The 21,980-nt window shown below is 70.2% G+C and carries 22 protein-coding genes; 12 read left to right on the plus strand and 10 right to left on the minus strand.

The window, feature by feature from the left end; translation table 11 throughout:
• The first annotated feature begins 51 nt into the window (after window positions 1–51).
• A complete protein-coding gene (locus tag OG306_RS25345) occupies window positions 52–219 on the plus strand; it encodes a DUF3117 domain-containing protein (protein WP_003966491.1) in 168 nt (55 codons plus the stop codon).
• Between the two features lie 200 nt (window positions 220–419).
• On the opposite strand, the gene OG306_RS25350 is transcribed toward OG306_RS25345, so the two are convergent.
• Window positions 420–1,085 carry an O-methyltransferase gene (locus OG306_RS25350; protein ID WP_266748365.1) on the minus strand — a complete coding sequence of 222 codons (666 nt, stop codon included), beginning with the start codon at window positions 1,083–1,085 and terminating at the stop codon, window positions 420–422.
• A gap of 181 nt (window positions 1,086–1,266) precedes the next feature.
• On the opposite strand from OG306_RS25350, the gene sigE reads away from it, so the two are divergent.
• From sigE to OG306_RS25375, 5 genes are all read left to right on the plus strand, one after another.
• A complete protein-coding gene (gene sigE, locus OG306_RS25355; protein WP_266752413.1) occupies window positions 1,267–2,028 on the plus strand; it encodes an RNA polymerase sigma factor SigE in 762 nt (253 codons plus the stop codon).
• Window positions 2,025–3,110 (plus strand): zf-HC2 domain-containing protein, encoded by a 1,086-nt coding sequence (locus tag OG306_RS25360; protein ID WP_266748366.1) that lies wholly within the window; start codon window positions 2,025–2,027, stop codon window positions 3,108–3,110. The genes sigE and OG306_RS25360 overlap by 4 nt, the downstream gene beginning before the upstream one ends.
• Window positions 3,111–3,220: 110 nt before the next feature.
• A complete protein-coding gene (locus tag OG306_RS25365) occupies window positions 3,221–4,897 on the plus strand; it encodes a S1C family serine protease (protein ID WP_371665639.1) in 1,677 nt (558 codons plus the stop codon).
• 98 nt (window positions 4,898–4,995) lie between these two features.
• Window positions 4,996–5,481 carry a sec-independent translocase gene (locus OG306_RS25370; protein ID WP_266748368.1) on the plus strand — a complete coding sequence of 162 codons (486 nt, stop codon included), beginning with the start codon at window positions 4,996–4,998 and terminating at the stop codon, window positions 5,479–5,481.
• A gap of 119 nt (window positions 5,482–5,600) precedes the next feature.
• Window positions 5,601–6,278 carry a hypothetical protein gene (locus tag OG306_RS25375; protein ID WP_266748369.1) on the plus strand — a complete coding sequence of 226 codons (678 nt, stop codon included), beginning with the start codon at window positions 5,601–5,603 and terminating at the stop codon, window positions 6,276–6,278.
• Between the two features lie 168 nt (window positions 6,279–6,446).
• Here OG306_RS25375 and OG306_RS25380 read toward each other — a convergent pair whose 3' ends face one another.
• The 3 genes from OG306_RS25380 to OG306_RS25390 all read right to left on the minus strand — a co-directional run bounded on the left by OG306_RS25380 (window position 6,447) and on the right by OG306_RS25390 (window position 9,500).
• Window positions 6,447–7,580: an Mrp/NBP35 family ATP-binding protein gene (locus OG306_RS25380; protein ID WP_266748370.1), complete on the minus strand. Its 1,134-nt coding sequence runs from the start codon at window positions 7,578–7,580 to the stop codon at window positions 6,447–6,449.
• Between the two features lie 98 nt (window positions 7,581–7,678).
• On the minus strand, window positions 7,679–8,236 hold the full coding sequence (locus OG306_RS25385; protein ID WP_266748371.1) for a DUF1003 domain-containing protein: 558 nt from the start codon (window positions 8,234–8,236) through the stop codon (window positions 7,679–7,681).
• Window positions 8,226–9,500, minus strand: coding sequence for a magnesium transporter MgtE N-terminal domain-containing protein (locus OG306_RS25390; protein ID WP_266748372.1), 1,275 nt, complete (start codon window positions 9,498–9,500; stop codon window positions 8,226–8,228). The genes OG306_RS25385 and OG306_RS25390 overlap by 11 nt, the downstream gene beginning before the upstream one ends.
• Before the next feature lie 203 nt (window positions 9,501–9,703).
• Here OG306_RS25390 and OG306_RS25395 point away from each other — a divergent pair, with 203 nt between their 5' ends.
• Window positions 9,704–10,483: a hypothetical protein gene (locus OG306_RS25395; RefSeq protein WP_371665640.1), complete on the plus strand. Its 780-nt coding sequence runs from the start codon at window positions 9,704–9,706 to the stop codon at window positions 10,481–10,483.
• Between the two features lie 117 nt (window positions 10,484–10,600).
• Here the strand turns inward: OG306_RS25395 and OG306_RS25400 are convergent, their stop codons facing one another.
• Together OG306_RS25400 and OG306_RS25405 are read right to left on the minus strand one after the other, a co-directional pair.
• Window positions 10,601–11,122: a hypothetical protein gene (locus OG306_RS25400; protein WP_266748374.1), complete on the minus strand. Its 522-nt coding sequence runs from the start codon at window positions 11,120–11,122 to the stop codon at window positions 10,601–10,603.
• A gap of 12 nt (window positions 11,123–11,134) precedes the next feature.
• Window positions 11,135–12,250: a magnesium and cobalt transport protein CorA gene (locus OG306_RS25405; RefSeq protein ID WP_266748375.1), complete on the minus strand. Its 1,116-nt coding sequence runs from the start codon at window positions 12,248–12,250 to the stop codon at window positions 11,135–11,137.
• A 428-nt stretch (window positions 12,251–12,678) separates the two neighbouring features.
• Between OG306_RS25405 and OG306_RS25410 the strand changes: the two genes are divergently transcribed.
• Window positions 12,679–13,263, plus strand: coding sequence for a suppressor of fused domain protein (locus OG306_RS25410; protein ID WP_266748376.1), 585 nt, complete (start codon window positions 12,679–12,681; stop codon window positions 13,261–13,263).
• Window positions 13,264–13,363: 100 nt separating this feature from the next.
• On the opposite strand, the gene OG306_RS25415 is transcribed toward OG306_RS25410, so the two are convergent.
• The gene (locus OG306_RS25415; RefSeq protein WP_266748377.1) at window positions 13,364–14,596 is read right to left on the minus strand and encodes an MFS transporter; all 1,233 of its coding nucleotides are present in this window, start codon (window positions 14,594–14,596) and stop codon (window positions 13,364–13,366) included.
• 156 nt (window positions 14,597–14,752) lie between these two features.
• Between OG306_RS25415 and OG306_RS25420 the strand changes: the two genes are divergently transcribed.
• The 3 genes from OG306_RS25420 (at window position 14,753) to OG306_RS25430 (ending at window position 17,239) form a co-directional block, all read left to right on the plus strand.
• Window positions 14,753–15,391: a DUF6758 family protein gene (locus OG306_RS25420; protein WP_266748378.1), complete on the plus strand. Its 639-nt coding sequence runs from the start codon at window positions 14,753–14,755 to the stop codon at window positions 15,389–15,391.
• A 126-nt stretch (window positions 15,392–15,517) separates the two neighbouring features.
• Window positions 15,518–16,384 carry a PHP domain-containing protein gene (locus OG306_RS25425; protein ID WP_266748379.1) on the plus strand — a complete coding sequence of 289 codons (867 nt, stop codon included), beginning with the start codon at window positions 15,518–15,520 and terminating at the stop codon, window positions 16,382–16,384.
• Between the two features lie 249 nt (window positions 16,385–16,633).
• Window positions 16,634–17,239: a MarC family protein gene (locus tag OG306_RS25430; RefSeq protein ID WP_266748380.1), complete on the plus strand. Its 606-nt coding sequence runs from the start codon at window positions 16,634–16,636 to the stop codon at window positions 17,237–17,239.
• Window positions 17,240–17,317: 78 nt separating this feature from the next.
• Here the strand turns inward: OG306_RS25430 and OG306_RS25435 are convergent, their stop codons facing one another.
• Window positions 17,318–17,470: a hypothetical protein gene (locus OG306_RS25435; RefSeq protein WP_266905512.1), complete on the minus strand. Its 153-nt coding sequence runs from the start codon at window positions 17,468–17,470 to the stop codon at window positions 17,318–17,320.
• 242 nt (window positions 17,471–17,712) lie between these two features.
• Here OG306_RS25435 and OG306_RS25440 point away from each other — a divergent pair, with 242 nt between their 5' ends.
• Complete coding sequence (locus OG306_RS25440; RefSeq protein ID WP_266748381.1) at window positions 17,713–18,600, plus strand: NYN domain-containing protein; 888 nt, start codon at window positions 17,713–17,715, stop codon at window positions 18,598–18,600.
• 20 nt (window positions 18,601–18,620) lie between these two features.
• Here OG306_RS25440 and OG306_RS25445 read toward each other — a convergent pair whose 3' ends face one another.
• Both OG306_RS25445 and OG306_RS25450 read right to left on the minus strand, forming a co-directional pair.
• Complete coding sequence (locus OG306_RS25445; RefSeq protein ID WP_266748382.1) at window positions 18,621–19,469, minus strand: alpha/beta fold hydrolase; 849 nt, start codon at window positions 19,467–19,469, stop codon at window positions 18,621–18,623.
• 161 nt (window positions 19,470–19,630) lie between these two features.
• Window positions 19,631–21,502 carry a DEAD/DEAH box helicase gene (locus OG306_RS25450; RefSeq protein ID WP_266752415.1) on the minus strand — a complete coding sequence of 624 codons (1,872 nt, stop codon included), beginning with the start codon at window positions 21,500–21,502 and terminating at the stop codon, window positions 19,631–19,633.
• Between the last annotated feature and the right edge of the window lie 478 nt (window positions 21,503–21,980).

Here is a 21,980-nt window from a genome sequence, read left to right on the forward strand (position 1 = left end):
TGTCATGGGGCCGCCGGTTGCGATGAGCTGGTTTCAGGAAGGGGAACGAGCATGGCGGCCATGAAGCCGCGGACGGGCGACGGCCCGCTCGAGGTGACAAAGGAGGGGCGGGGCATCGTCATGCGCGTTCCGCTCGAAGGCGGCGGTCGGCTTGTCGTGGAGCTGACTCCGGACGAGGCCGATGCACTCGGCGATGCCCTCAAGAAGGTCGTCGGCTGAGCAGAGGCGCCCACACTTCTCCACTGCCCCGGCACGGTGACCGTGCCGGGGCAGTGGTGCATCCGCAGCCGGTGCGCCCGGGGATCCGGACCCGTGGATCAAGCCCGTCCGACGATTGATGGCACTCCTGGGGCGCCGGGTCGCCCGGGCAGGAGCACGACCCCGGCACCGGCCTCGGCACCGACCCTGTTCCGGGGGCGTCAGCCCCTGCGCACCGCGCACAGCAAGCCGTCGCCCACGGGCAGCAGCGTCGCCATCAGCTCCTGGCTCTCCCGTACGGCCCGCAGCAGCTCCCGCAGCCGCAATACCTCCGCGGGCTGCGCCGCGGAGTCGACCGTACGGCCGTTGGCGAAGACTCCCTCGAAGCAGACCAGGCCGCCGGGCCGCAGCAGGCGCAACGATTCAGCGAGACAGTCCAGGCTCTCCAGCCGGTCGCCGTCGCAGAACACGAGGTCGTATCCGCCGTCCGCGAGTCGCGGCAGCACGTCCAGGGCGCGGCCGGGAATGAAGCGGGCCCGGTTGGCGGCGAACCCCGCGGCCCGGAACGCCTCACGGGCGAACTGCTGGCGTTCGGGCTCGGGGTCGACCGTGGTCAGCACCCCGTCGGGCCGCATGCCGTGCAGCAGATAGAGCCCGGACACGCCGGTCCCCGTCCCGATTTCGGCCACCGCTTTGGCGTCCGTCGTGGCAGCGAGCAAGCGCAGCGCGGCGCCGGTACCTGGGGACACCGAGCGAAGTCCTGCCTCCCGGGCCCGGTCCCGGGCCCAGTGCAATGCTTCGTCCTCGGCGACAAAGGCGTCGGCGAACGCCCAGCTCGTCTGCCGGTTGGCGGTAATGACCCTCTCCTGTCCCCGTAGTTGGCGCAACGGTGACTGTATCCGCTGCGCCCGGGAACCCGCAGATGGGACCGGGCGTTGTGCAAGGGCAGGGGAAAGCGCATGGAATCGGCCCGCGGATCGGGTCCGGGGCCATGGGCCGGCGGTTCCCGGGGTGATCCCCGGCCCCAGCAGGAAAAAGGCTTATCCGGAGCTAACGGGCGAGGTGGCTATGGTAGGGGCTCCGCTGGACACCACCAGAGCCGATAGGGGAGGTGCGGCTGCGCCTGTGGATCGGAGAGGAGTGCTGCGGCGCTTCCTCGGATCGGCGGGTGAGCCGAAATCCGTGACCAACATCGCTGACCGTTCTTCCAACGATTCCGCACCGACCGCGACCTTCGCCTCCGATGCGGACTCCCAGGTGTGGACGCCGCCTTCATGGGAAGAGATCGTCAGCACGCACAGCGGCCGTGTCTACCGCCTCGCCTACCGGCTGACGGGCAACCAGCACGATGCGGAGGACCTCACGCAGGAGGTCTTCGTCCGCGTGTTCCGGTCGCTGTCCACCTATACGCCGGGCACCTTCGAGGGCTGGCTGCACCGCATCACGACCAATCTGTTCCTGGACATGGTCCGTCGTAAGCAGCGGATCCGCTTCGACTCCCTCGGCGACGACGCCGCCGAGCGGCTGCCGAGCCGTGAACCGTCCCCGCAGCAGGTCTTCAACGACACGCATTTCGACGCGGACGTGCAGCAGGCGCTGGACACCCTCGCGCCCGAATTCCGTGCCGCCGTCGTGCTCTGTGACATCGAGGGCCTCTCGTACGAGGAGATCGCCGCGACGCTGGGCGTGAAGCTCGGCACCGTGCGCAGCCGTATCCACCGCGGTCGCTCGCACCTGCGCAAGGCGCTGCAGCACCGTTCGCCCGAGGCCCGTGCCGAGCAGCGCTCGCTGGCGGGCGCGATCCTGGCAGGGGAGGGCGGAGCGGCGTGAGTGGCACAAGCCCGACCCCCGCGGAGCAGCATCTGGGGGACCGGCTCGCCGCGCTTATCGACGGCGAGTTGAAACACGATGCCCGTGAGCGGGTGCTCGCCCACCTCGCGACCTGCGCCAAGTGCAAGGCCGAGGCAGCCGCACAGCGGCGCCTGAAGAGCGTCTTCGCTCAGTCCGCCCCGCCTTCGCCGTCCGAGGGCTTCCTTGCCCGGCTGCAGGGCCTTCCCGGGGGTCCGGGGGGTGACGACGACGGCCAGGGAAGACCATCCGGCGGCTCCGGGCGTTTCGCCGACGGGCTTTTCCCGGTGATCCAGCAGCCCGGCAGCCGCAGCGATTCGCCGGGGAGTTCACCACTGGGGAGCTTCGGCTTCGCTCCGCTCCCGCACGGCTCGACCGCCGTACTGCCGGGTGGGCCGTCCTCCCGTTCGGGCTTCCGCATCCATGAGGTGGGCCGCGAGCCGGACCGGTCGCCGTGGCGCGGCCGGAGGTTCGCCTTCGCCGCGGCCAGCGCCGTATCGCTGGCGGCCATCGCCCTGGGCGGTGCGCTGCCGACGGGCGCGGGTTCCAGCGCCCCGGCCCGCGCCGCGGGCGCCGGAAACGCGGTGACCCCGCTCGACGCCGCTTCGCGAGGCGAGAGCAACGGCTCGGTGAGCCGTCGCAACGGTGGCGGTCAGGGCGCGCTCGCCGCTACGGAGGCGGGCGACAGCGCGACCGCCGTCGCCCCGCCGTCCGTGTCCGAGGTCACACCGGCGGCGCCCGCCACGGCCCCCGCACTGCTCTCCTCCGCAACCCTCGTGCCCAAAGACCTCGCGTCCGGAAGCCTGGCGTCCGGGACCCTCGCGCCCGGAACCCTGACATCCGGAACCCTGACCGGGAACACCTTCGGCGTCCCGGTCCTGACCAATGTGTCCGCGCCACCGCTGATACGCCCGACCGGCACGTCCCCGCTCTTCGCGCGGGTGCTCGGGCGGCTCGCCCCGCAGCCCCCCGCCCCTTCCGCCCCGCCGTCCTGGGCGCAGCCGTCGGCCTCGGTCCTCCCCACCCCCGCCGACCGCGGTCTGCCGCTTTCCGCCCGGCGCTGACCGGGGTCTGCGCAGATATTCGCAAACCTGGTTGAATTCCGGGAGCAGTTCCGGGAGGGACGCCCCTGCGGGGGCGTGCAGAGGCCAGTTGCGGCAGTTGCGGGGAGATCATGGAAGACGGGAAGTCCGCCGGACCGAAGGCGAAATGGTGGAGCCGGCCCGCGCCGGGACGCACCACCCGCACAGTGCCGGACGGGCCGTCCCCCGTACAGGACACGGCACCCACGGCCGAAGCGACGGACGAGACGGCCGTGACAGACATGACGGAAGCGCCCACGCCCGAGCCCATGGCGTCCGTACCGGCCGCGCGGCCCGCGACGCCGCTGCACCAGCCCGACGAGTACAGCACCCCGCCCTACGGCGGACCCGGCCCCTGGGCACCCGCACCACCCGTACAGCGACCGGTCCCGACCCCCGCGCACGGCACCCCCGTACCCCCGCAGTACGCCGGGACGAACGGCGCGGGCATCCCCACCGGCCCCACCCCGCCTGCAGCACCCACCGCACCTGGTTTCACACCCCCACCCATGCACATGCCCACGCCCCCTCCCTCGCTCCCGCAGCAGCCTCAGACGCAGCCCCAGTCGACGCAGTGGCTCCAGTACGACCCCTGGGGTGCGCCCCGGCAGCCGCTGACGAACCCGGGCCCGCCGCTCGGGGCCGACACCGGCCGTAAGAAGAACCGTCGTGGCTCCCTCCTCATCGGCGCCGTGCTGCTCGCACTGGTGGCGGGCGGCATCGGCGGTGGCATCGGCGCCTACATCGAGCGCAACGGCGGCCTCACCCAGGTCGAGCTTCCGCAGGCCGGCCGGAACAGCGGGGGCCGCGCCCCCGACAGCGTCGCGGGTATCGCCGCCAGCGCGCTGCCCAGCGTGGTCACCCTCCATGTCAGCGGCACCACCGAATCCGGCACCGGCACCGGCTTCGTGCTCGACAATTCCGGCCACATCCTCACCAACAACCACGTCGTCGCCCCGGCCGGGTCCTCCGGCGACATCACCGTGACGTTCAGCGGTGGCGAGACCGCGCGCGCCGAGATCGTCGGCAAGGACAGCGGCTACGACCTGGCCGTGGTCAAGGTCACCGGCGTCTCCGGCCTCAAGCCGCTGCCGCTGGGCAACTCCGACAACGTGCGGGTCGGCGACCCCGTGGTGGCCATCGGCGCCCCCTTCGACCTGTCCAACACCGTCACCTCCGGCATCATCAGCGCCAAGGGCCGGCCGATCACCGCGGGCGGCGAGAAGGGCGACGGCAGCGACGTCAGTTACGTCGACGCGCTGCAGACCGATGCCCCGATCAACCCGGGCAACTCCGGCGGTCCGCTCGTCGACACCGATGCCCATGTCATAGGTATCAACAGCGCCATCCGTGCCGCCGACAGCGGTTCGAGCGCCGAGGGCGGACAGGCGGGGTCCATCGGTCTCGGCTTCGCCATCCCGATCAACCAGGGCAAGCGGGTCGCAGAGGAACTGATCAACACCGGGAAGGCCACCCACCCGGTGATCGGCGTCACGCTCGACATGAAGTACACGGGGGACGGCGCCAAGGTCGGCACGAAGGGGGCGGCCGGCAAGCCCTCGGTGACGCCGGACGGACCCGGGGCCAAGGCCGGGATCCGGCCCGGGGACATCATCACCGAGGTCGACGGCCAGCGGGTGCACAGCGGTGAGGAGCTGATTGTGAAGATCCGCGCGCACCGTCCCGGCGACCGGCTGGACCTCGGTCTGACCCGAGGTGGTAAAGACCTGTCCATCTCCTTGACCCTCGGTTCGGCAACCGGCATGTGACGGCCACGGACGCTACCGCGTGGGCAGTTTCGGCGGGTACCGTGGTCCGGGTCCGGACCTCGACCGACACGGTCTCGGAGAACACAAGGAGCAACAGGGTGTTCAATGACATAGGCGTACTCGAGCTGGCGACGCTCGCGATCATGGGTGTGCTGATCTTCGGTCCGGACAAGCTGCCCAAGGTCATTCAGGACGCCTCGCGCTTCATTCGCAAGGTCCGTGAGTTCTCGGAGAGCGCCAAGGAGGACATCCGTACGGAGCTCGGTCCGGAGTTCAAGGACTTCGAGTTCGAGGACCTCAACCCCAAGACGTTCGTCCGCAAGCAGCTCATGGACGGCAATGACGATCTAGGGCTGAAGGAGATCCGCGAGAGCTTCGATCTGCGCAAGGACCTGGCCGAGGTCACCGACGCGGTGAACGGCCGGGAGAGCGCGACCGTGGAGTCCGCGGACTCCGTTGGCGGCGTGTCGAGCGCCTCGGCGGTCACCGCCGCCAACGGCTCCGGCGGTACTCCGGACCTGCTCAAGAAGCGTGCGCAGCCTGCGAAGGACGACCACCCGCCGTTCGACGCCGACGCCACCTGACGGCAGTCAATCCCGAGTCGTCCGGACGGTATGGCTATTCTCCATCTGTCCGGCTGTGAGGACGCCCGTGGGGGGCGGGCCGCTCCGGACCCAACGGATCGAGGAGGCGGGCCGGGTATATGGAGACGACCAGTCGGGTGGGCGCGGAAGACGCGCCGGGCACAGTCGCCGCAGAAGGGGTGTCGGCGGCCCGGACTGTCGTCGAGGGCTATCTGGCAGCTCCGTTTCCCTGGTACGCACTGGACGAGGCATTCACCGGACCCCGTTGGCTGATGCAGGTCGCCGCCGCTGCGGACGGCACCGTGCAGCACGGTTCCCTGGGGCACGGTGACGAACCGTCGGTACGGGCCGACGCGGGGACCGAGAAACAACGATTCGCCGTCGTCGTGACGGTGGGCAGCAGCCCGGTACGGCACAGCAGTGACGGTACGGGAGTGCTGGACGCGATCACGGTCTCCTCCGCGGCCTGGCTGGCCGGGTCCGGTCTGCTCGCCTATACCTGGCCCGCGCAGCTGGACCACTCGCTGCGCGACGACTGGCTGGACCAGCAGACGGAGACGGCGTTCGAACTCGCCGACGATCTGGACGGCCCCGCGTGGTCGGCGCTGTCACTGCCCGTGGACGGCGTCCCCGTGCCGTTCCACTACCGCGAGTCCGAGTTCGGCTGGGTGCTGGCCGGGTCGGCGCACGACGGGGTGCACATCGGGGCGTACGGGCGGGGGATGAGCGCATACGGGCTGGGCTTCTCGGTCGTCGGCGACGTCGCGACGTACGACTCGCGAGAGGGACGGCGGTGACCGCCCGAGGCTGGTTGCCGCGTCGGCCCGAATCGCCGGCCGTGCTCGAAGACGACCTGGAACGCCGACCGGTCTCGAAGGCGGTCTCGGTCACCGACCGGGCTCGGTTTCGCCGGACGAGCCTGGCACAGCATGCCCGTCCGGCGATCGAGAACAGTCCCCGACGTCTCAGAACTTGTTGCGCGGGGTGATGCCCAGCGACATGCCCGACAGGCCGCGCTGACGGCCCCCCAGCTTGTCCGCGATGGTGCGCAGCGCCTTGCCGGCCGGGGAGTCGGGGTCGGACAGGACGACCGGCTTGCCCTCGTCGCCGCCCTCGCGCAGCCGTACGTCGATCGGGATGGAGCCGAGCACGGGCACCTCGGCGCCGACCGTCCTCGTCAGGCCCTCGGCGACCCGCTGGCCGCCCCCGGTGCCGAACACATCGACCATCTCGTCGCAGTGCGGGCACGGCAGGCCCGACATGTTCTCGACGACACCGACGATCTTCTGGTGGGTCTGCACGGCGATCGAGCCGGCCCGCTCGGCCACCTCGGCCGCCGCCTGCTGCGGGGTCGTGACGACCAGGATCTCGGCGTTCGGCACGAGCTGCGCCACCGAGATCGCGATGTCACCGGTGCCCGGCGGCAGGTCGAGCAGCAGGACGTCCAAATCGCCCCAGTACACATCGGCGAGGAACTGCTGGAGTGCTCGGTGCAGCATCGGTCCGCGCCACACCACCGGGGTGTTGCCGGGGGTGAACATGCCGATGGAGATGACCTTCACGCCGTGCGCCGACGGCGGCATGATCATGTTCTCGACCTGGGTCGGCTTGCCGTCCGCGCCGAGCATCCGGGGCACGCTGTGCCCGTAGATGTCCGCGTCCACGACGCCGACCTTGAGGCCGTCGGCGGCCATTGCGGCCGCGAGGTTCACGGTGACCGACGACTTGCCGACGCCGCCCTTGCCGGACGCGACCGCGTAGACCCGGGTCAGCGAGCCGGGCTTGGCGAACGGCACCTCGCGCTCCGCCGTGCCGCCGCGCAGCGAGGCCGTGAGTTCCTTGCGCTGTTCGTCGCTCATCACATCGAGCGTGACGTCGACGCGGCTGACGCCTTCGACCTTCGCCACCGCTTCGGTCACGTTCTTGGTGATCGTCTCGCGCATCGGGCAGCCGGAGACCGTGAGATAGACCGTGACAGCGACTGCACCGTCAGCGTCGATCTCGACCGACTTCACCATGCCGAGCTCGGTGATCGGACGGTGGATCTCGGGGTCGTTCACTGTCGCCAGTGCCTCAAGCACCGCGTCTTCCGTAGCCATACGTCGATAGTACGGGTGCGCGCAGCGCTCCTTGAAAGGGTGGTGGTGGGCGGCGGGAGGGCGTTACGGCGCCCGCCACTACGCGTGAGTAGCCCCTGTCAGCGGTCTTCGTCACTCTCGGCCGGGAACAGGAGGCGGCGGTCGTCCAGCTCTCGCACGAGGTCTTCGAGTTCGGAGCGGATCCAGTCGCGGGTGGCGACCTCGCCGAGGCCCATCCGCAGGGACGCGATCTCCCGGGTGAGGTACTCGGTGTCCGCGATGGAGCGCTCGCTCTGCTTGCGGTCCTGCTCGTAGGTGACCCGGTCGCGGTCGGCCTGCCGGTTCTGCGCGAGCAGGATCAGCGGGGCCGCGTACGAGGCCTGGAGCGACAGGATCAGCGTCAGGAAGATGAACGGGTACCCGTCGAACCGCCACCCCAGGGGCGCGAAGGCGTTCCACACCACCCAGATGATGATGACCACTGTCATCCAGGCGATGAAGCGCCAGGTGCCCAGGAACCGGGCGATCCGTTCGGAGAGCCGGCCGAACGACTCGGGGTCGTATTCGGGCAGCAGCCGCCGACGCGGGGCCTTCGGCTGGTCCAGCCGGAAACGGGGCGGGCGCGCGATGCCCGACGCACCCGTGGACGCCCCTTTCACGCGGTTCTCACCGGCCACGGGCGGCCTCCTGCTCACCGTGGAAGTCCGTCTCCCGCCAGTCCTCGGGCAACAGATGGTCGAGGACGTCGTCGACGGTCACCGCGCCGAGCAGTGAGCCGCTCTCGTCCACCACCGGCACCGAGACCAGGTTGTACGCGGCCAGATAGCTCGTCACGTCCGGCAGCGGAGTGTCCGGCGCGAGAGGGACGAGATCGCTGTCGACGATCGAGCTGACCAGGACGTACGGCGGATCGCGCAGCAGCCGCTGGAAGTGCGCGGTGCCCAGGTACTTGCCGGTCGGTGTCTCGTCGGGGGAGCGGCACACGTACACCTGGGCGGCGAGCGCCGGGGACAGGTCCGCCTGCCGGACCCGTGCGAGCGCGTCGGCGACCGTCGCGTCCGGCCGCAGAATGATCGGCTCGGTGGTCATCAGACCGCCCGCGGTCCGCTCCTCGTACGACATGAGGCGCCGCACGTCCGCCGCGTCGTCCGGCCGCATCAGGGTCAGCAGCCGCTCCTTGTCCTCCTCGGGGAGTCCGGACAGCAGATCGGCGGCGTCGTCCGGGTCCATGGCCTCCAGGACGTCGGCGGCGCGCTCCTCCTGGAGCTTGCCGATGATCTCCACCTGGTCGTCCTCGGGCAGTTCCTCCAGGACGTCGGCGAGCCGGTCGTCGTCGAGCGCGGCCGCGACCTCGGCGCGACGCTTCGGCGACAGATGGTGCAGTGCGTTGGCCACGTCCGTCGGCCGGAGCCGCTCGAACGTGGCGACCAGTGATTCGGCGCCCTGCCCGTCCTCCTCCAGTGAGAACCCGCTGACCGCCGACCACTCGACCGTCAGGGTCTCGCCCTTGCGCCGCAGTGCCCCGCCCTTGCCCTTGCGTACGAAGTACTTGTCGATCTCCCAGTCGCGGCGGGCCGGGAGCTGCTGGATGGCGACATCGAGGACGGTGACCTCCTCGCCGGTCTCCACGAGGCGTACGCGCCGGTCGAGGAACTCGCCGAGCACCAGGCGTTCGGTGGGCCGCTGCTCGAAGCGCCGCATGTTGACCACACCGGTGGTGATGACCTGACCGGACTCGATCCCCGTGACCCGGGTGATCGGGAGAAAGATCCGGCGGCGGCTGAGCATTTCGACGACCAGGCCGAGCAGCCGGGGCGGCCTGCCGCCGACCCGCAACATCGCGACCAGGTCGCGGAGGCGGCCCACCTGATCGCCGTTGGGGTCGAACACCGGGGCGCCGGCGAGATGCGAGACGAAGACCCGGGGGGCGCCTGCCGCCATGGTGCGCCTCCTTCTTCCGTGTACGACTTCTCTGTCCGGTCCGTTTGACAGCTAATTAACCGTTATGACGGGATCAGGCTAGCCCGTACCGCTCCGGGCTGCCCCGGTGGACCCGTCCGTACGGCTCTCTGCCGGACGGCGTGTACGGCACGGGTACGCTGCCGTCTGCCACCCCCGCCCCGCAGATGAGAGGCAGTGCGCCCGTGACCTCTTCCGCCCCGCCCGTCCGGATCCGTCGCCGCCGGACCACCCTCGCCGTTGCGCTCTGCGCGGGGCTGACCGCCGCCCTCGCGGCGTGCGGGGGCGAGGATCCGGACCAGGGGACCAACGGCGTCGGCAAGCTCGCCGTCACGGAGATCGAGAAGAAGGCGCAGGCCGCCGCGGCCTCCGCCGACGCGGTGCGCCTCGCCGGGACGCTGGTCAGCAAGGGCGGCACGTACACGCTCGATATGCAGCTCAGGGAGAAGGGCGGTACCGGCTCCGTCACCTCGAAGGACAGCACCTTCGAGCTGCTGCGGATCGGTGACGAGCTCTATCTGAAGGCGGATGCCGGGTTCTGGAGCCACGAAGAGAAGTCCGGCGAGAAGTCCGGCACCGACAGCCACGCGGGCGGAGCGGCCGCGGACAAGCTGGAGGACAAGTACGTGAAGGTGCCCGAGGACGACCCCACGTACAAGCAACTGCGCGGCTTCACGGACAAGAAGACCCTGCTCGACGGGCTGCTCGCCCTGCACGGCACCCTCAACAAGGGTGACCGGGAGAAGGTCGGCGCGACCCGGACCGTGCAGATCACGGGCGGCAAGGGCGAGGGCGGCACGCTCGACGTCTCGCTGGAGGGCACGCCGTATCCCCTGCGCTTCGCGCGCGGCGGCGGCGGCGGGATCGTGACGCTGTCGGACTGGGGCAGGGACTTCCCGCTGGAGGCCCCGGCGAAGGGCGACACGGTCGACTACGGACAGCAGCTGCCCAAGACGTCCTCCTGAGCGCAGCCCGCACGAGCCGCTGTCCGTACGACGGATCGGAGTCGCACCGCGCCTTCCCCGGCGGACCGGGGACTGCGGACCGGCGAACGGGGAACAGGACCGGGCAGGCTCCGCCCCTCAGCCCTTGCGGCCCCGCTTCAGCAGTCGCGGCAGCCCGGCCGGCACCGGCCGGCGTGTGGTCGCGGACGTCGGGAGCGGCGGCGCCGCCAGTGAGCCGTCCGGCAGCTCCGTACGGAACTCGCCGGGCGTCAGCCGCAGCACCCGGCACTCGCGCGCCCACCGCTCCGTCATCTGCTCGGCGTCCGGCGCGTTCAGCCGCTTGCCCTTGAGCTCGGCGACCGCGGCCTCCCACTCCTCGGAGTGCGGCGCCGGTTCCGACACGGCGGCCGTCCAGGCGATCAGCCGGCCCCCCTTGTCCTTGCTGCGCACGGTCACCTCGGCGGTGGACCCGTCGACGAGACCGGCCGGGAGCGGCTGCTCACCGGGGCCGTCGCCGACCAGATGCGCCGCACCCTCGTGCCATACGTGCCACAGCGCTTGTGCGGGGCCGGTGCCCCGCACCCAGATCAGGCCGGACTTCTTCGTGGCCTCCTCGACCAGGGCCCGGCCCAGCGGCACGTCAGTGGCAGCAGCAGTCATACCTCAACTCTATTAGAGCCAGCCGTTGCGCTTCAGCGTGCGGTGGATGGAGAAGCAGACCGCTCCGATGACGCCCATCACCATCGGGTAGCCGTACCGCCAGCCCAGCTCCGGCATGTGCTTGAAGTTCATGCCGTAGACGCCGCAGATCATCGTCGGTACGGCGACGATGGCCGCCCAGGACGTGATCTTGCGCATGTCCTCGTTCTGCGCGACGGTCGCCTGCGCCAGGTTGGCCTGGAGGATCGAGTTCAGCAGTTCGTCGAAGCCGATGACCTCTTCGTGCACCCGCGCCAGGTGGTCGGCGACGTCACGGAAGTACTTCTGGATGTCGGGGTCGATCAGCCGCATCGGCCGCTCGCTCAGCAGCTGCATCGGGCGCAGCAGCGGTGATACGGCCCGCTTGAACTCCAGGACCTCACGCTTGAGCTGGTAGATCCGGCCCGCGTCCGAGCCGCGGGGGCTGCCCTTCGCGGGAGTGGAGAAGACCTCGATCTCCACCTCGTCGATGTCCTCCTGGACGGCGCCCGCCACCGCGATGTAGCCGTCGACCACATGGTCGGCGATGGAGTGCAGGACCGCGGAGGGCCCCTTGGCCAGCAGTTCGGGGTCGTCCTGCAGCCGGTGCCGCAGCGCGCGCAGCGAGCCGTGGCCGCCGTGCCGCACGGTGATGACGAAGTCCCGGCCGGTGAAGCACATCACCTCGCCGGTCTCCACGACCTCGCTGGTCGCGGTGAGTTCGGCGTGCTCCACGTAGTGGATGGTCTTGAAGACGGTGAACAGCGTGTCGTCGTACCGCTCCAGCTTCGGCCGCTGGTGGGCGTGGACGGCGTCCTCGACGGCGAGCGGGTGGAGACCGAACTCCCGGGCGATACCGGCGAATTCCTCCTCGGTCGGCTCGTGCAGGCCGATCCAGGCGAAGCCGCCCTCCTCCCGCACTTCGAGCATCGCCTCGTGCGGCGTGCGGCAGGAGCCGCTCTCCATGCGCCGTCCGTCGCGGTAGACCGCACAGTCGACGACTGCGCTGGAGGCGGACGGGTCCCGGGTGGTGTCGTAACTGTTGTGCAGGGCGTTGCTCTTGCGCAGGGACGGGCGCACGGCGGCGCGCAGGTCGCGGATCATCGACATGGCTGGCTCCTTCACGGAGGGCCGTCGTCGGGCACGTGGAACAGCCCGGAATGGGGACGTGTGCTCACGTCCGCAAAGCGGGCGGCACCGCGGCGGCACGATGACGGCGATCGCTACAGACAGGCAAATTCGCTACAGACAGGCAAAGGGGGGTGCTCTTCCGCCGTGCGCAATGCCTTGGGCCTTGACCGAGAAGGCTTCAGATCACCTTAAGAGAGGTGAGATACGGAAGAGCGGTTGGTACTGCACGGTCGACTTCGATCCATGGCAGCCCCACCTCCTCCAGCCGGTCCCCCGTGGGGGATGACGTGTCGTCGAGACTGAGAGCGACGCTTCTGCGTGCTGCCCCGACCAGCGGCCAAGACTATCAGCCGACTGAGGGTCAATCCTTTACTTTGCCCGTTCCATACGCGTCCTATGCTCGCGGGATGGGAGAAATTCTTGCTCTGGTCGAGGCCCGACTGCTCGCGGCCCTCGGTGAACCCGACGCGCGCGCAGCGGTGACGTTCCTCGGAACGGACCGCATCGAGGTGCTCCGCTTCGTCGACGGCGACGTGGTGCGCTACGCCACGCTCGGCATGTCCGCACAGCCGATGGCCGACCCGACCGCGACCCTCGCGGACCCGGTGAAGGGGCCGCGCGCCGAGCTGATCCTCTCCGTGCGCGCCGGACTCGCCGACACCGACAAGGTGCTGCGCCCGCTGGCCGTGCTGGCGGCCTCCCCGCAGGTCGAGGGGGTGATCGTGGCCCCCGGCGCCTCGCTGGAGGTGGGCGAACCGCTATGGCCCGGGGCGCCGTTCAGCTCCGTACTGGTCGCCGAGCCGGGCGGACTGGTCGAGGACCTGGAGATGGACGCGCCCGTGGAGCCGGTGCGGTTCCTGCCGCTGTTGCCGATGACGCACAACGAGGCCGCGTGGAAGCGGGTCCGGGGCGCGCAGGAGCTCCAGGAGCGGTGGCTGTCGCACGGCACGGATCTGCGCGATCCGCTGCGTGGCTCCGTGAACCTGGACTGAGACGTACGCCACGGCCGGCCGGGCGTACGGGAAGCCCCGCCGCGCGGCCAGGAGGGGGAGCCGCGGGCGGGGCGGAACGGGGGGAACGCCGGCGCCGTGGTCAGTTGGCGAAGACGGTGACACCGTCCTCGGTGGCGTGCTTCGGCTCCAGCTCCTCCGCCTCGTGGCTCAGCGCCGTACGCCGGATCCAGACGACGACCGCACCGACCACGGCCGCGATCGCGGCGACCACGAACGGGATGTGGATGTTGCTCCACTCCTCGATCTTCGGGGCGAGATACGGGGCGGCGGCAGCGGCGAACCAGCGGACGAAGTTGTAACCCGCGCTCGCCACCGGGCGTGGCGCGTCCGACACCCCGAGCGCCAGCTCCGTGTAGACGGTGTTGTTCATGCCGATGAAGGCGCCGGAGACGATCGTGCAGACGATGGCGGCGGTGTGGTTGCCGTATCCCAGGATCACCAGGTCGGCGGCGAGCAGCACCAGCGAGGCGCCGAGCACCTTCAGGGACCCGAAGCGTTTCTGCAGCCGCGGGGCGACGAGCACCGAGAAGACCGCGAGCAGCAGACCCCAGACGAAGAAGACCGCACCCGACTTGTAAGGCGTCATGTTCAGCACGAACGGCGTGAACGCCAGAATCGTGAAGAACGCGTAGTTGTAGAAGAACGCCGAGGTCGCGACGGAGGCCAGGCCCCCGTGGCCGAGCGCCTTGATCGGGTCGAGCAGCGAGGTCTTCCTGGCGGGCCTGGGCTGTTCCTTCAGGAACAGCGTGATGCAGATGAAGCCGATCGCCATCAGCGCGGCCGTGCCGAAGAACGGGTAGCGCCAGCTGGCGTCGCCGAGCAGGGCGCCGAGCAGCGGTCCACAGGCCATGCCGAGGCCGAGCGCCGACTCGTACAGCAGGATCGCCGCCGCGCTGCCGCCGGCCGCCGCACCGACGATCACGGCGAGTGCGGTCGACACGAAGAGCGCGTTGCCCAGACCCCAGCCGGCCCGGAAGCCGACGAGTTCGGCGACGGACGACGAGGTGCCGGAGAGCGCGGCGAAGACGACGACGAGTGCGAGGCCGGTCAGCAGCGTCTTGCGGCCGCCGATCCGGCTGGACACGAAGCCGGTGACGAGCATCGCGACGGCGGTGATCAGGAAGTACGAGGTGAAGAGCAGCGACACCTGACTCGGCGTCGCCTCCAGGCCCTTGGCTATGGACGGCAGAATCGGGTCCACCAGGCCGATTCCCATGAACGCGACGACAGAGGCGCCCGCCGTGGCCCAGACGGCCTTCGGCTGGCGCAGGATGCTGCCCGCTCCCTGATCGAACGGATCCTCTCCCTGCATGGGCTTCTCGCTCTCCACTAGATCGCTGTGTTATGCACAGAATAAGTTAGAGACTCTAATAAATGCAAACTACATCTAAATGTCCAGGTGGGGGCCGCACGGCGGACGGGTGATCATCCTTGACGCGGCGACGGTCGAGGAGGACCGTTGGTCGCTATGAGGGGCGAACCCAGTTGCCCGAAGTGTGGAGGCCGGGTCAGGGCGCCCGGTCTCTTTGCCGACACCTGGCAGTGCTCCCTGCACGGCAGTGTGCAACCGCTGCAGCCGGCCATCCCGCCCAGCGTCGAGGCGCTGGCGGCGGTGGTACGCCGGGCCGAGGTGCCGGTGTGGATGCCCTGGCCATTGCCGGTGGGCTGGCTGTTCACCGGTGTGGCGAGCGCGGGTGACGACCGCAGCGGCGGTCGCGCCACCGTCGTCGCCTGCTCCGGTCCCGGCCCGGTCGGCGGCATCGGCGAGCTGCTGCTCGTCACCGAGGAGCTCGGCGTCGGACTCGGGGCGCGTTACGCGGGCATCGACGGCCCCGACCCCGGCCCGCATCTCGACGTCGACGGCCCGCCGGACGTCAAGATGCTCGCCGCCGGCCGACCCACCCCGCTCTGGCACGTCAAGGGAGCGCCGGAGGACCGCGCGGTCTTCGCGGGCGAGGCGCGCGGGCTGTGGCTCTGGGCGATCGTCTGGCCCGAGCAGTCCGGACTCCTGATGTACGACGAGCTGGTGCTCGCCGACCTGCGCGAGGCCGGGGGAGAGATGGACCTGGTGCCCTGCGGGGCGCTCACCCCGCGTCTGATCAACTGAGACCGACCGGACCGGCGCGCGATCGCACCCGGCGCCCACGGGGCCATCGGGCCCGGCGGGCGCCGCTCGAATGCCGGTTATCCTGGGACGTCCCCCTGTCCGGCCCCGAGCACTGGAGTACGCGTCGTGCGCATCGACCTGCACACCCACTCCACCGCTTCGGACGGGACGGACAGCCCCGCCGAGCTGGTGCGCAACGCCGCGGCCGCGGGTCTCGACGTCGTAGCCCTCACCGATCACGACACCGTGCGCGGTCACGCGGAGGCGATCGCCGCCCTCCCCGAGGGGCTCACCCTTGTCACCGGCGCCGAGCTCTCCTGCCGGATCGACGGTGTGAGCCTGCACATGCTGGCCTACCTCTTCGATCCCGACGAGCCCGAGCTGGCCCGCGAACGCGAGCTGGTACGGGACGACCGGGTGCCACGCGCCCGGACGATGGTGGGCAAGCTCCAGGCGCTCGGTGTCCCGATCGAGTGGGAGCAGGTCGCGAGGATCGCCGGGGACGGATCGGTGGGCCGGCCGCACATCGCCGCCGCGCTCGTCGAGCTCGGCGTCGTCGGGTCGGTGTCCGACGCCTTCACGCCCGCATGGCTCGCCACCGGCGGACGCGCCTACGCCGAGAAGCACGAACTCGACCCCTTCGACGCGATCCGGCTGGTCAAGGCCGCCGGTGGCGTCACCGTCTTCGCCCACCCGCTCGCCGTGAAGCGCGGTGAGGTGGTGCCGGAGTCGTCGATCGCCCGGCTGGCCGCCGCGGGCCTCGACGGCATCGAGGTGGACCATATGGACCACGACGAGAGGGCCAGGGCCCGGCTGCGCGGGCTCGCCCGGGAGCTGGGGCTGCTGACGACCGGGTCCAGCGACTACCACGGCACCCACAAGACCGTCCGGCTCGGCGAGTACACCACCGACCCCGAGATCTACGGCGAGATCACCCGGCGCGCCACGGGAGCCTTCCCGGTGCCGGGCGCCGGTGGACCCCGCCCCGCGTAATGACGTACACGTAGCCACGCAGGCGTAGGTCCGCGTCGCGGCCGGGGCGTGAGGCCCTGGACAGCCCCGCCCCATCCCGCGGTCGGACGCGTAACGCCACTTGTTCCGTCCGCGTGCCCCGCGTGCCCCGCGTCCCGCGTCCCCAACCTTCCACGTTCCACTTCCGCGCACCCGGCCGTCAGGCCGCCGTCATGGCTTCGGGGTGCGCTCCTTCAGGCCGTATCCCGCTCTCTTCTCGCAAGGCTCACTGTGTTCGACGTCGCTGTCTTCGGATCCCTTTTTCTCACGCTTTTTGTGATTATGGATCCGCCCGGAATCACCCCGATCTTCCTCGCCCTCACCGCCGGCCGGCCCGCCAAGATGCAGCGCAGGATGGCACTGCAGGCCGTGGCCGTCGCCTTCGGTGTGATCGCCGTCTTCGGCGTGCTCGGTCAGCAGATCCTGGACTACCTGCACGTCTCCGTGCCCGCCCTGATGATCGCGGGCGGACTCCTGCTGCTGCTGATCGCGCTCGATCTGCTCACCGGCAAGACCGACGAGCCGACGCAGACGAAGGACGTCAATGTGGCACTCGTACCGCTCGGCATGCCCCTGCTCGCAGGGCCCGGTGCGATCGTGTCGGTGATCCTCGCGGTGCAGCATGCCGACAGCGTGGGAAGCCAGCTTGCGGTCTGGTCGGCGATCATCGCCATGCACATCGTGCTCTGGCTGGCCATGCGCTACTCGCTGCTGATCATCCGGGTCATCAAGGACGGCGGCGTGGTGCTGGTGACCAGGCTCGCTGGAATGATGCTCTCCGCCATCGCCGTACAGCAGATCATCAACGGCGTCACCCAGGTCATCCAGAACGCCTGAGTCGCCGGCGGACACCACAGCGCCCCCGTACGGAAGACTTCCGTGCGGGGGCGCTTCGTCTTTGAGCGTCGTTATGCGTTACGAAGCCGAGGTTTCGGCCGGGCGGATATAGATGCGCTGGCCCAGGGCTGCGGCCTGCTGCACGATCCGGTTGACGGAGGCGGCGTCCACGACGGTGCTGTCCACGGCGGTACCGTCGACATCGTCGAGTCGCATGATCTCGAAGCGCACAAGGCTTCCCTTCGTCTGATCCTCCTGCTGGAGAACTACTGGGAGGACGGGTGACCCGTCCACAAGGACGAGAGCGCCCGACACAGCTGTCCTGCGCTCCACGGGATGTATAACGGGTTGCCCACTGCAAACATTCCCTACGCTAAGGAAATTTTTTGGATGTCTAAGTATCAGCAGGTCACCGGTCATGCACCGACGAGGTCCACGGCGACGTCCACGATGAGGCTTGCGGCGAGGCCCGAATGAACGAGGCAGAGATCCGCGAGCGCCTGGACCGCACCAACGTGCTGCTCCAGCGCGTGCTCGCCGAGGTGTCGAAGACCCCCTCGACCCATGCGATCTTCGTGGACGCGGGCTATGTGTACGCCGCCGCCGGACTGCTCGTCACCGGCACCGAGGACCGCCGCTCCTTCGACCTCGACGCGGAAGGACTGATCGAGGCCTTCATCGACAAGGCCCGCACGATCTTCGCGGACAGCAGACTGCTGCGCGTCTACTGGTACGACGGCGCCAGGCGGCGCATCCACACCGTCGAGCAGCAGTCCATCGCCGAACTCCCCGACGTCAAGGTCAGACTCGGTAACCTCAACGCCAACAACCAGCAGAAGGGCGTCGATTCACTCATCCGTACCGACCTCGAATCGCTCGCCCGGCACCGCGCCATCAGCGACGCGGCACTGGTCGGCGGCGACGAGGACCTGGTGTCCGCGGTCGAGGCGGCGCAGGGGTACGGGGCCCGGGTGCACCTGTGGGGCATCGAGGCGGGGGAGGGGCGCAACCAGGCCGAACCGCTGCTCTGGGAGGTCGACAGCCAGCGCACCTTCGACCTGGACTTCTGCCGCCCGTACGTCACCAGACGCCCCGTCACCACCTACGAGGAGGACACCCCCGCGCCCTCGCGCGAAGATGTCCGCTTCGTCGGTGCGCAGATCGCCGCTGCCTGGCTGGCCGCCCGGGGCCGGGACTCCCTCGTCGATCTGCTGCCCGGACATCCGTACCTGCCGGGCTCGGTCGACCAGGACCTGCTGGTCGAGGCCGAACGGCTGTTGCAGCATTCGCTGCGCGGCCACGCGCATCTGCGGCGGGCCCTGCGCGACGGCTTCTGGCAGCACCTCCAGGCGCAGTACTGAGCCCGCTCGCCACCTGTCGGCTACAGGCTGTTCCAGAAGGTGACGAGCGCGGCCGCCGTCTCCTCGGGGCGGTCCGTGTTGGGGGAGTGCTCGGCGCCCGCGATCCGGGTACGGCGCGCACCCAGCCGCTGTGCCATCTCGTCGAGGAGCGGTACCGGCCAGGTGTCGTCGCGCTCGCCGGACAGCACATGGACGGGCAGGGGTGCCGCGGCGAGTTCGGCCACCCGGTCCGGCTCGGTCGCCAACTGGCGGCCGGTGGCGATCAGCTGGGCGGGCCGGTGGCGCAGCCAGCGCCGACGCAGGGCTTCGCCGTCGGTTGCCGCTTCCTCGGGCGGGTCGAGCGCGCGCATCGCCTCCCACACCTCGGCCATGGTCAGTGCCGTGAGCGCATCGCTGAGCACCTTCACCTTGAGCTGCTGGGCCTCGGCGACCTCGGCGGGTCCGGACGACATGAGGGTCAGTGAACGGAACGGTGCGGCGTCGAGCAGCACGGCGGCACGGGCGATCTGCCCGCCGAGCGAGTGCCCGACCAGATGCACGGTGCCGTTGTCGGGGGCGCCGAGAGCGGCGGCCTGCGCGAGCACGTCACGGGCCAACTCGCCCTGAGCATAAGACTCCTGACGGTCCGTCCCATCCGTCTCGTACTGTCCGCGACCGTCCACGGCGACGGTGCGGTACCCGGCTGTCGAGAGTGGTTCGAGGAGTGCGATGAAGTCCTCCTTGCTGCCCGTGTACCCGGGCAGCAGGAGGGCGGTGCCACGCGACACGGTGCTCGGCGAGGCGTCCAGTACGGCGAAGTCCCCGCGCGGGGTGCGGAGCTGGCGGGCGTGGGCGCAGGGGGGCGGGGTGAAGGTGTGCGGCCGACTCATGGGACGAGGTTATGCCGTGAAACGCCGGACGGGCTTGAGGATGTCCTCAAGCCCGTCCGGCGAATTCGAGCCCCCGGGGGTCCCCCCCATGCCATTGAGGCTGTGAGGGAGGACGGGGCGCGGGTCCGGGGCGGAGCCCCGGCTCATCCGGCGTCGTGCACTCAGCCCTCGGTCTTGGCGGCAGTCGCACGCGGCGCCCGCCGCCTCCGAGGCTTCGCTTCGCCCTCGGCGGCCGGGGCCTGCGCCACGGTCTCCGTCTTCGGCTTGGCGGCCGCACGGGTGCGGCGGCGCGGCTTGGTCTCCGGGGTGGGCTCGGAGATCGGTGCGATCTGGAAGTCGACCTCGTCCTCGACCGGCTTGACGACGCGGGCGCGGCGGCGCGGCTTCGTCACCGTCTTCGCCTCGGGCACCGGATCGGCGATGGGGGCGATCTGGAAGTCGACCTCCTCCGCCACCGGCTTCACCACGGCGGTCCGAGCGCGGCGGCGGCGCGGCTTGGCCTCGCTCGCGGGCTCGGCCTTGACCTCGACCTCGGCCTCGGCCTTGATCTCGGTCTTCGTCGCGACAGCGGCGGCCGGAGCCTCCACCGTGCTCACCGCGGCCTCGGCCGCGACGCCCGCGGCACCGACGCGGGTGCGACGACGACGGCGCGGCGTACGCGGCTCCGACGCGGCGTCCTCGGCCACTTCGATGGACGGTGCGGGGACCGTGGCGGTGGTCTCCTCGACGCCGGAGAGGGCGGAGCCGCCCCGCGTACGACGGCGCTGACGCGGCGTCCGCGGCGCACGCTCCTCGCGGACGGCGGGCGCCGACGACGCGGCGGACTTGCGGCCGCGGCCGCCCGTCTCGCCGAGGTCCTCGACCTCCTCGGCGCGCAGACCCGCACGGGTCCGCTCGGCACGCGGCAGGACACCCTTGGTGCCGGCCGGGATGTCGAGTTCCTCGAAGAGGTGCGGCGACGTGGAGTACGTCTCGACCGGGTCGGGGAACTTCAGGTCGAGCGCCTTGTTGATGAGCTGCCAGCGCGGGATGTCGTCCCAGTCGACCAGCGTGATCGCGATGCCCTTGGCACCGGCACGGCCGGTCCGGCCGATGCGGTGGAGGTACGTCTTCTCGTCCTCCGGCGACTGGTAGTTGATGACGTGGGTCACACCCTCGACATCGATGCCGCGGGCCGCGACGTCGGTGCAGACGAGCACGTCCACCTTGCCGTTGCGGAACGCGCGCAGCGCCTGCTCACGCGCGCCCTGGCCCAGGTCGCCGTGGACCGCGCCGGACGCGAAACCGCGCTTCTCCAGCTGCTCGGCGATGTCGGCTGCCGTGCGCTTCGTACGGCAGAAGATCATCGCGAGTCCGCGGCCGTTGGCCTGCAGTATGCGGGAGACCATCTCGGGCTTGTCCATCGAGTGGGCCCGGAAGACGTGCTGCGAGATGTTCGCGACGGTCGCGCCCTCACCGTCGGGCGAGGTGGCGCGGATGTGCGTCGGCTGCGACATGTAGCGGCGCGCGAGGCCGATGACGGCGCCCGGCATGGTCGCCGAGAACAGCATCGTCTGGCGCTTCGGCGGAAGCATGGTGATGATCTTCTCGACATCGGGCAGGAAGCCCAGGTCGAGCATCTCGTCGGCCTCGTCGAGCACGAGCGAGCGGACGTGCGAGAGGTCGAGCTTGCGCTGTCCGGCCAGGTCGAGCAGGCGGCCCGGGGTGCCGACGATCACATCGACGCCCTTCTTCAGGGCCTCGACCTGCGGCTCGTAGGCACGGCCGCCGTAGATGGCGAGAACGCGGACGTTACGCACCTTGCCGGCGGTCAGCAGGTCGTTGGTGACCTGCTGGCAGAGCTCGCGGGTGGGGACGACGACCAGCGCCTGCGGCGCCTCCGTCAGCCGCTCGGGCTCGGCCCGGCCCGCCTCGACGTCCGCGGGGACGGTGACGCGCTCCAGCAGCGGCAGACCGAAACCGAGGGTCTTGCCGGTGCCGGTCTTGGCCTGGCCGATGACATCGGAGCCGGAGAGCGCGACGGGGAGCGTCATCTCCTGGATGGGGAACGGGGACACAATGCCGACGGCCTCAAGGGCCTCGGCCGTCTCGGGAAGAATCCCGAGGTCTCGGAACGTAGTCAGGGTGCTGCCTCTTCTGTGAAACGCGGTCCGAGGCGAACGCTGGGGGTCGTACCGTGCCGGGGTAAGTCATCCGGCCGTGGATGGGCCGGGTGGCGCGGGACCACTGCCGTCGCTCGAGCGCTCGTGCCGCTGAGGGGGCCCCTCATCTGCGGTCGTACGTGGCGTACGCCTCGCGTGGAGGGCTGTCGGGTCGGAGCCGATCGGGCCACCGACCGGGCATCCTCATTGGATTCATTCACGCCACAGGTACATCCAAAATACTCAGTAGCGCAATACCACTGTACCCCGGATTCGCGCACATGTGTTGGGTGGTACGTCACGAGAGAGCCTGTCCGACAATGCCGGACAGGCTCTTCCCTCAAGCTGAGTGCGGACTATTCTGCGCTTC

This window comes from Streptomyces sp. NBC_01241 (assembly GCF_041435435.1).
Classification (GTDB): Bacteria; Actinomycetota; Actinomycetes; order Streptomycetales; family Streptomycetaceae; genus Streptomyces.

Excerpts from the sequence above, each read along its gene's own strand:
- OG306_RS25345 (WP_003966491.1), top strand. The coding sequence starts at position 52 with ATGGCGGCCATGAAGCCGCGGACGGGCGACGGCCCGCTCGAGGTGACA.
- sigE (WP_266752413.1), top strand. The coding sequence starts at position 1,267 with ATGGTAGGGGCTCCGCTGGACACCACCAGAGCCGATAGGGGAGGTGCG.
- OG306_RS25365 (WP_371665639.1), top strand. The coding sequence starts at position 3,221 with ATGGAAGACGGGAAGTCCGCCGGACCGAAGGCGAAATGGTGGAGCCGG.
- OG306_RS25375 (WP_266748369.1), top strand. The coding sequence starts at position 5,601 with ATGGAGACGACCAGTCGGGTGGGCGCGGAAGACGCGCCGGGCACAGTC.
- OG306_RS25380 (WP_266748370.1), bottom strand. The coding sequence starts at position 7,580 with ATGGCTACGGAAGACGCGGTGCTTGAGGCACTGGCGACAGTGAACGAC.
- OG306_RS25390 (WP_266748372.1), bottom strand. The coding sequence starts at position 9,500 with ATGGCGGCAGGCGCCCCCCGGGTCTTCGTCTCGCATCTCGCCGGCGCC.
- OG306_RS25400 (WP_266748374.1), bottom strand. The coding sequence starts at position 11,122 with ATGACTGCTGCTGCCACTGACGTGCCGCTGGGCCGGGCCCTGGTCGAG.
- OG306_RS25405 (WP_266748375.1), bottom strand. The coding sequence starts at position 12,250 with ATGTCGATGATCCGCGACCTGCGCGCCGCCGTGCGCCCGTCCCTGCGC.
- OG306_RS25410 (WP_266748376.1), top strand. The coding sequence starts at position 12,679 with ATGGGAGAAATTCTTGCTCTGGTCGAGGCCCGACTGCTCGCGGCCCTC.
- OG306_RS25415 (WP_266748377.1), bottom strand. The coding sequence starts at position 14,596 with ATGCAGGGAGAGGATCCGTTCGATCAGGGAGCGGGCAGCATCCTGCGC.
- OG306_RS25420 (WP_266748378.1), top strand. The coding sequence starts at position 14,753 with ATGAGGGGCGAACCCAGTTGCCCGAAGTGTGGAGGCCGGGTCAGGGCG.
- OG306_RS25440 (WP_266748381.1), top strand. The coding sequence starts at position 17,713 with ATGAACGAGGCAGAGATCCGCGAGCGCCTGGACCGCACCAACGTGCTG.
- OG306_RS25445 (WP_266748382.1), bottom strand. The coding sequence starts at position 19,469 with ATGAGTCGGCCGCACACCTTCACCCCGCCCCCCTGCGCCCACGCCCGC.
- OG306_RS25450 (WP_266752415.1), bottom strand. The coding sequence starts at position 21,502 with ATGACGCTCCCCGTCGCGCTCTCCGGCTCCGATGTCATCGGCCAGGCC.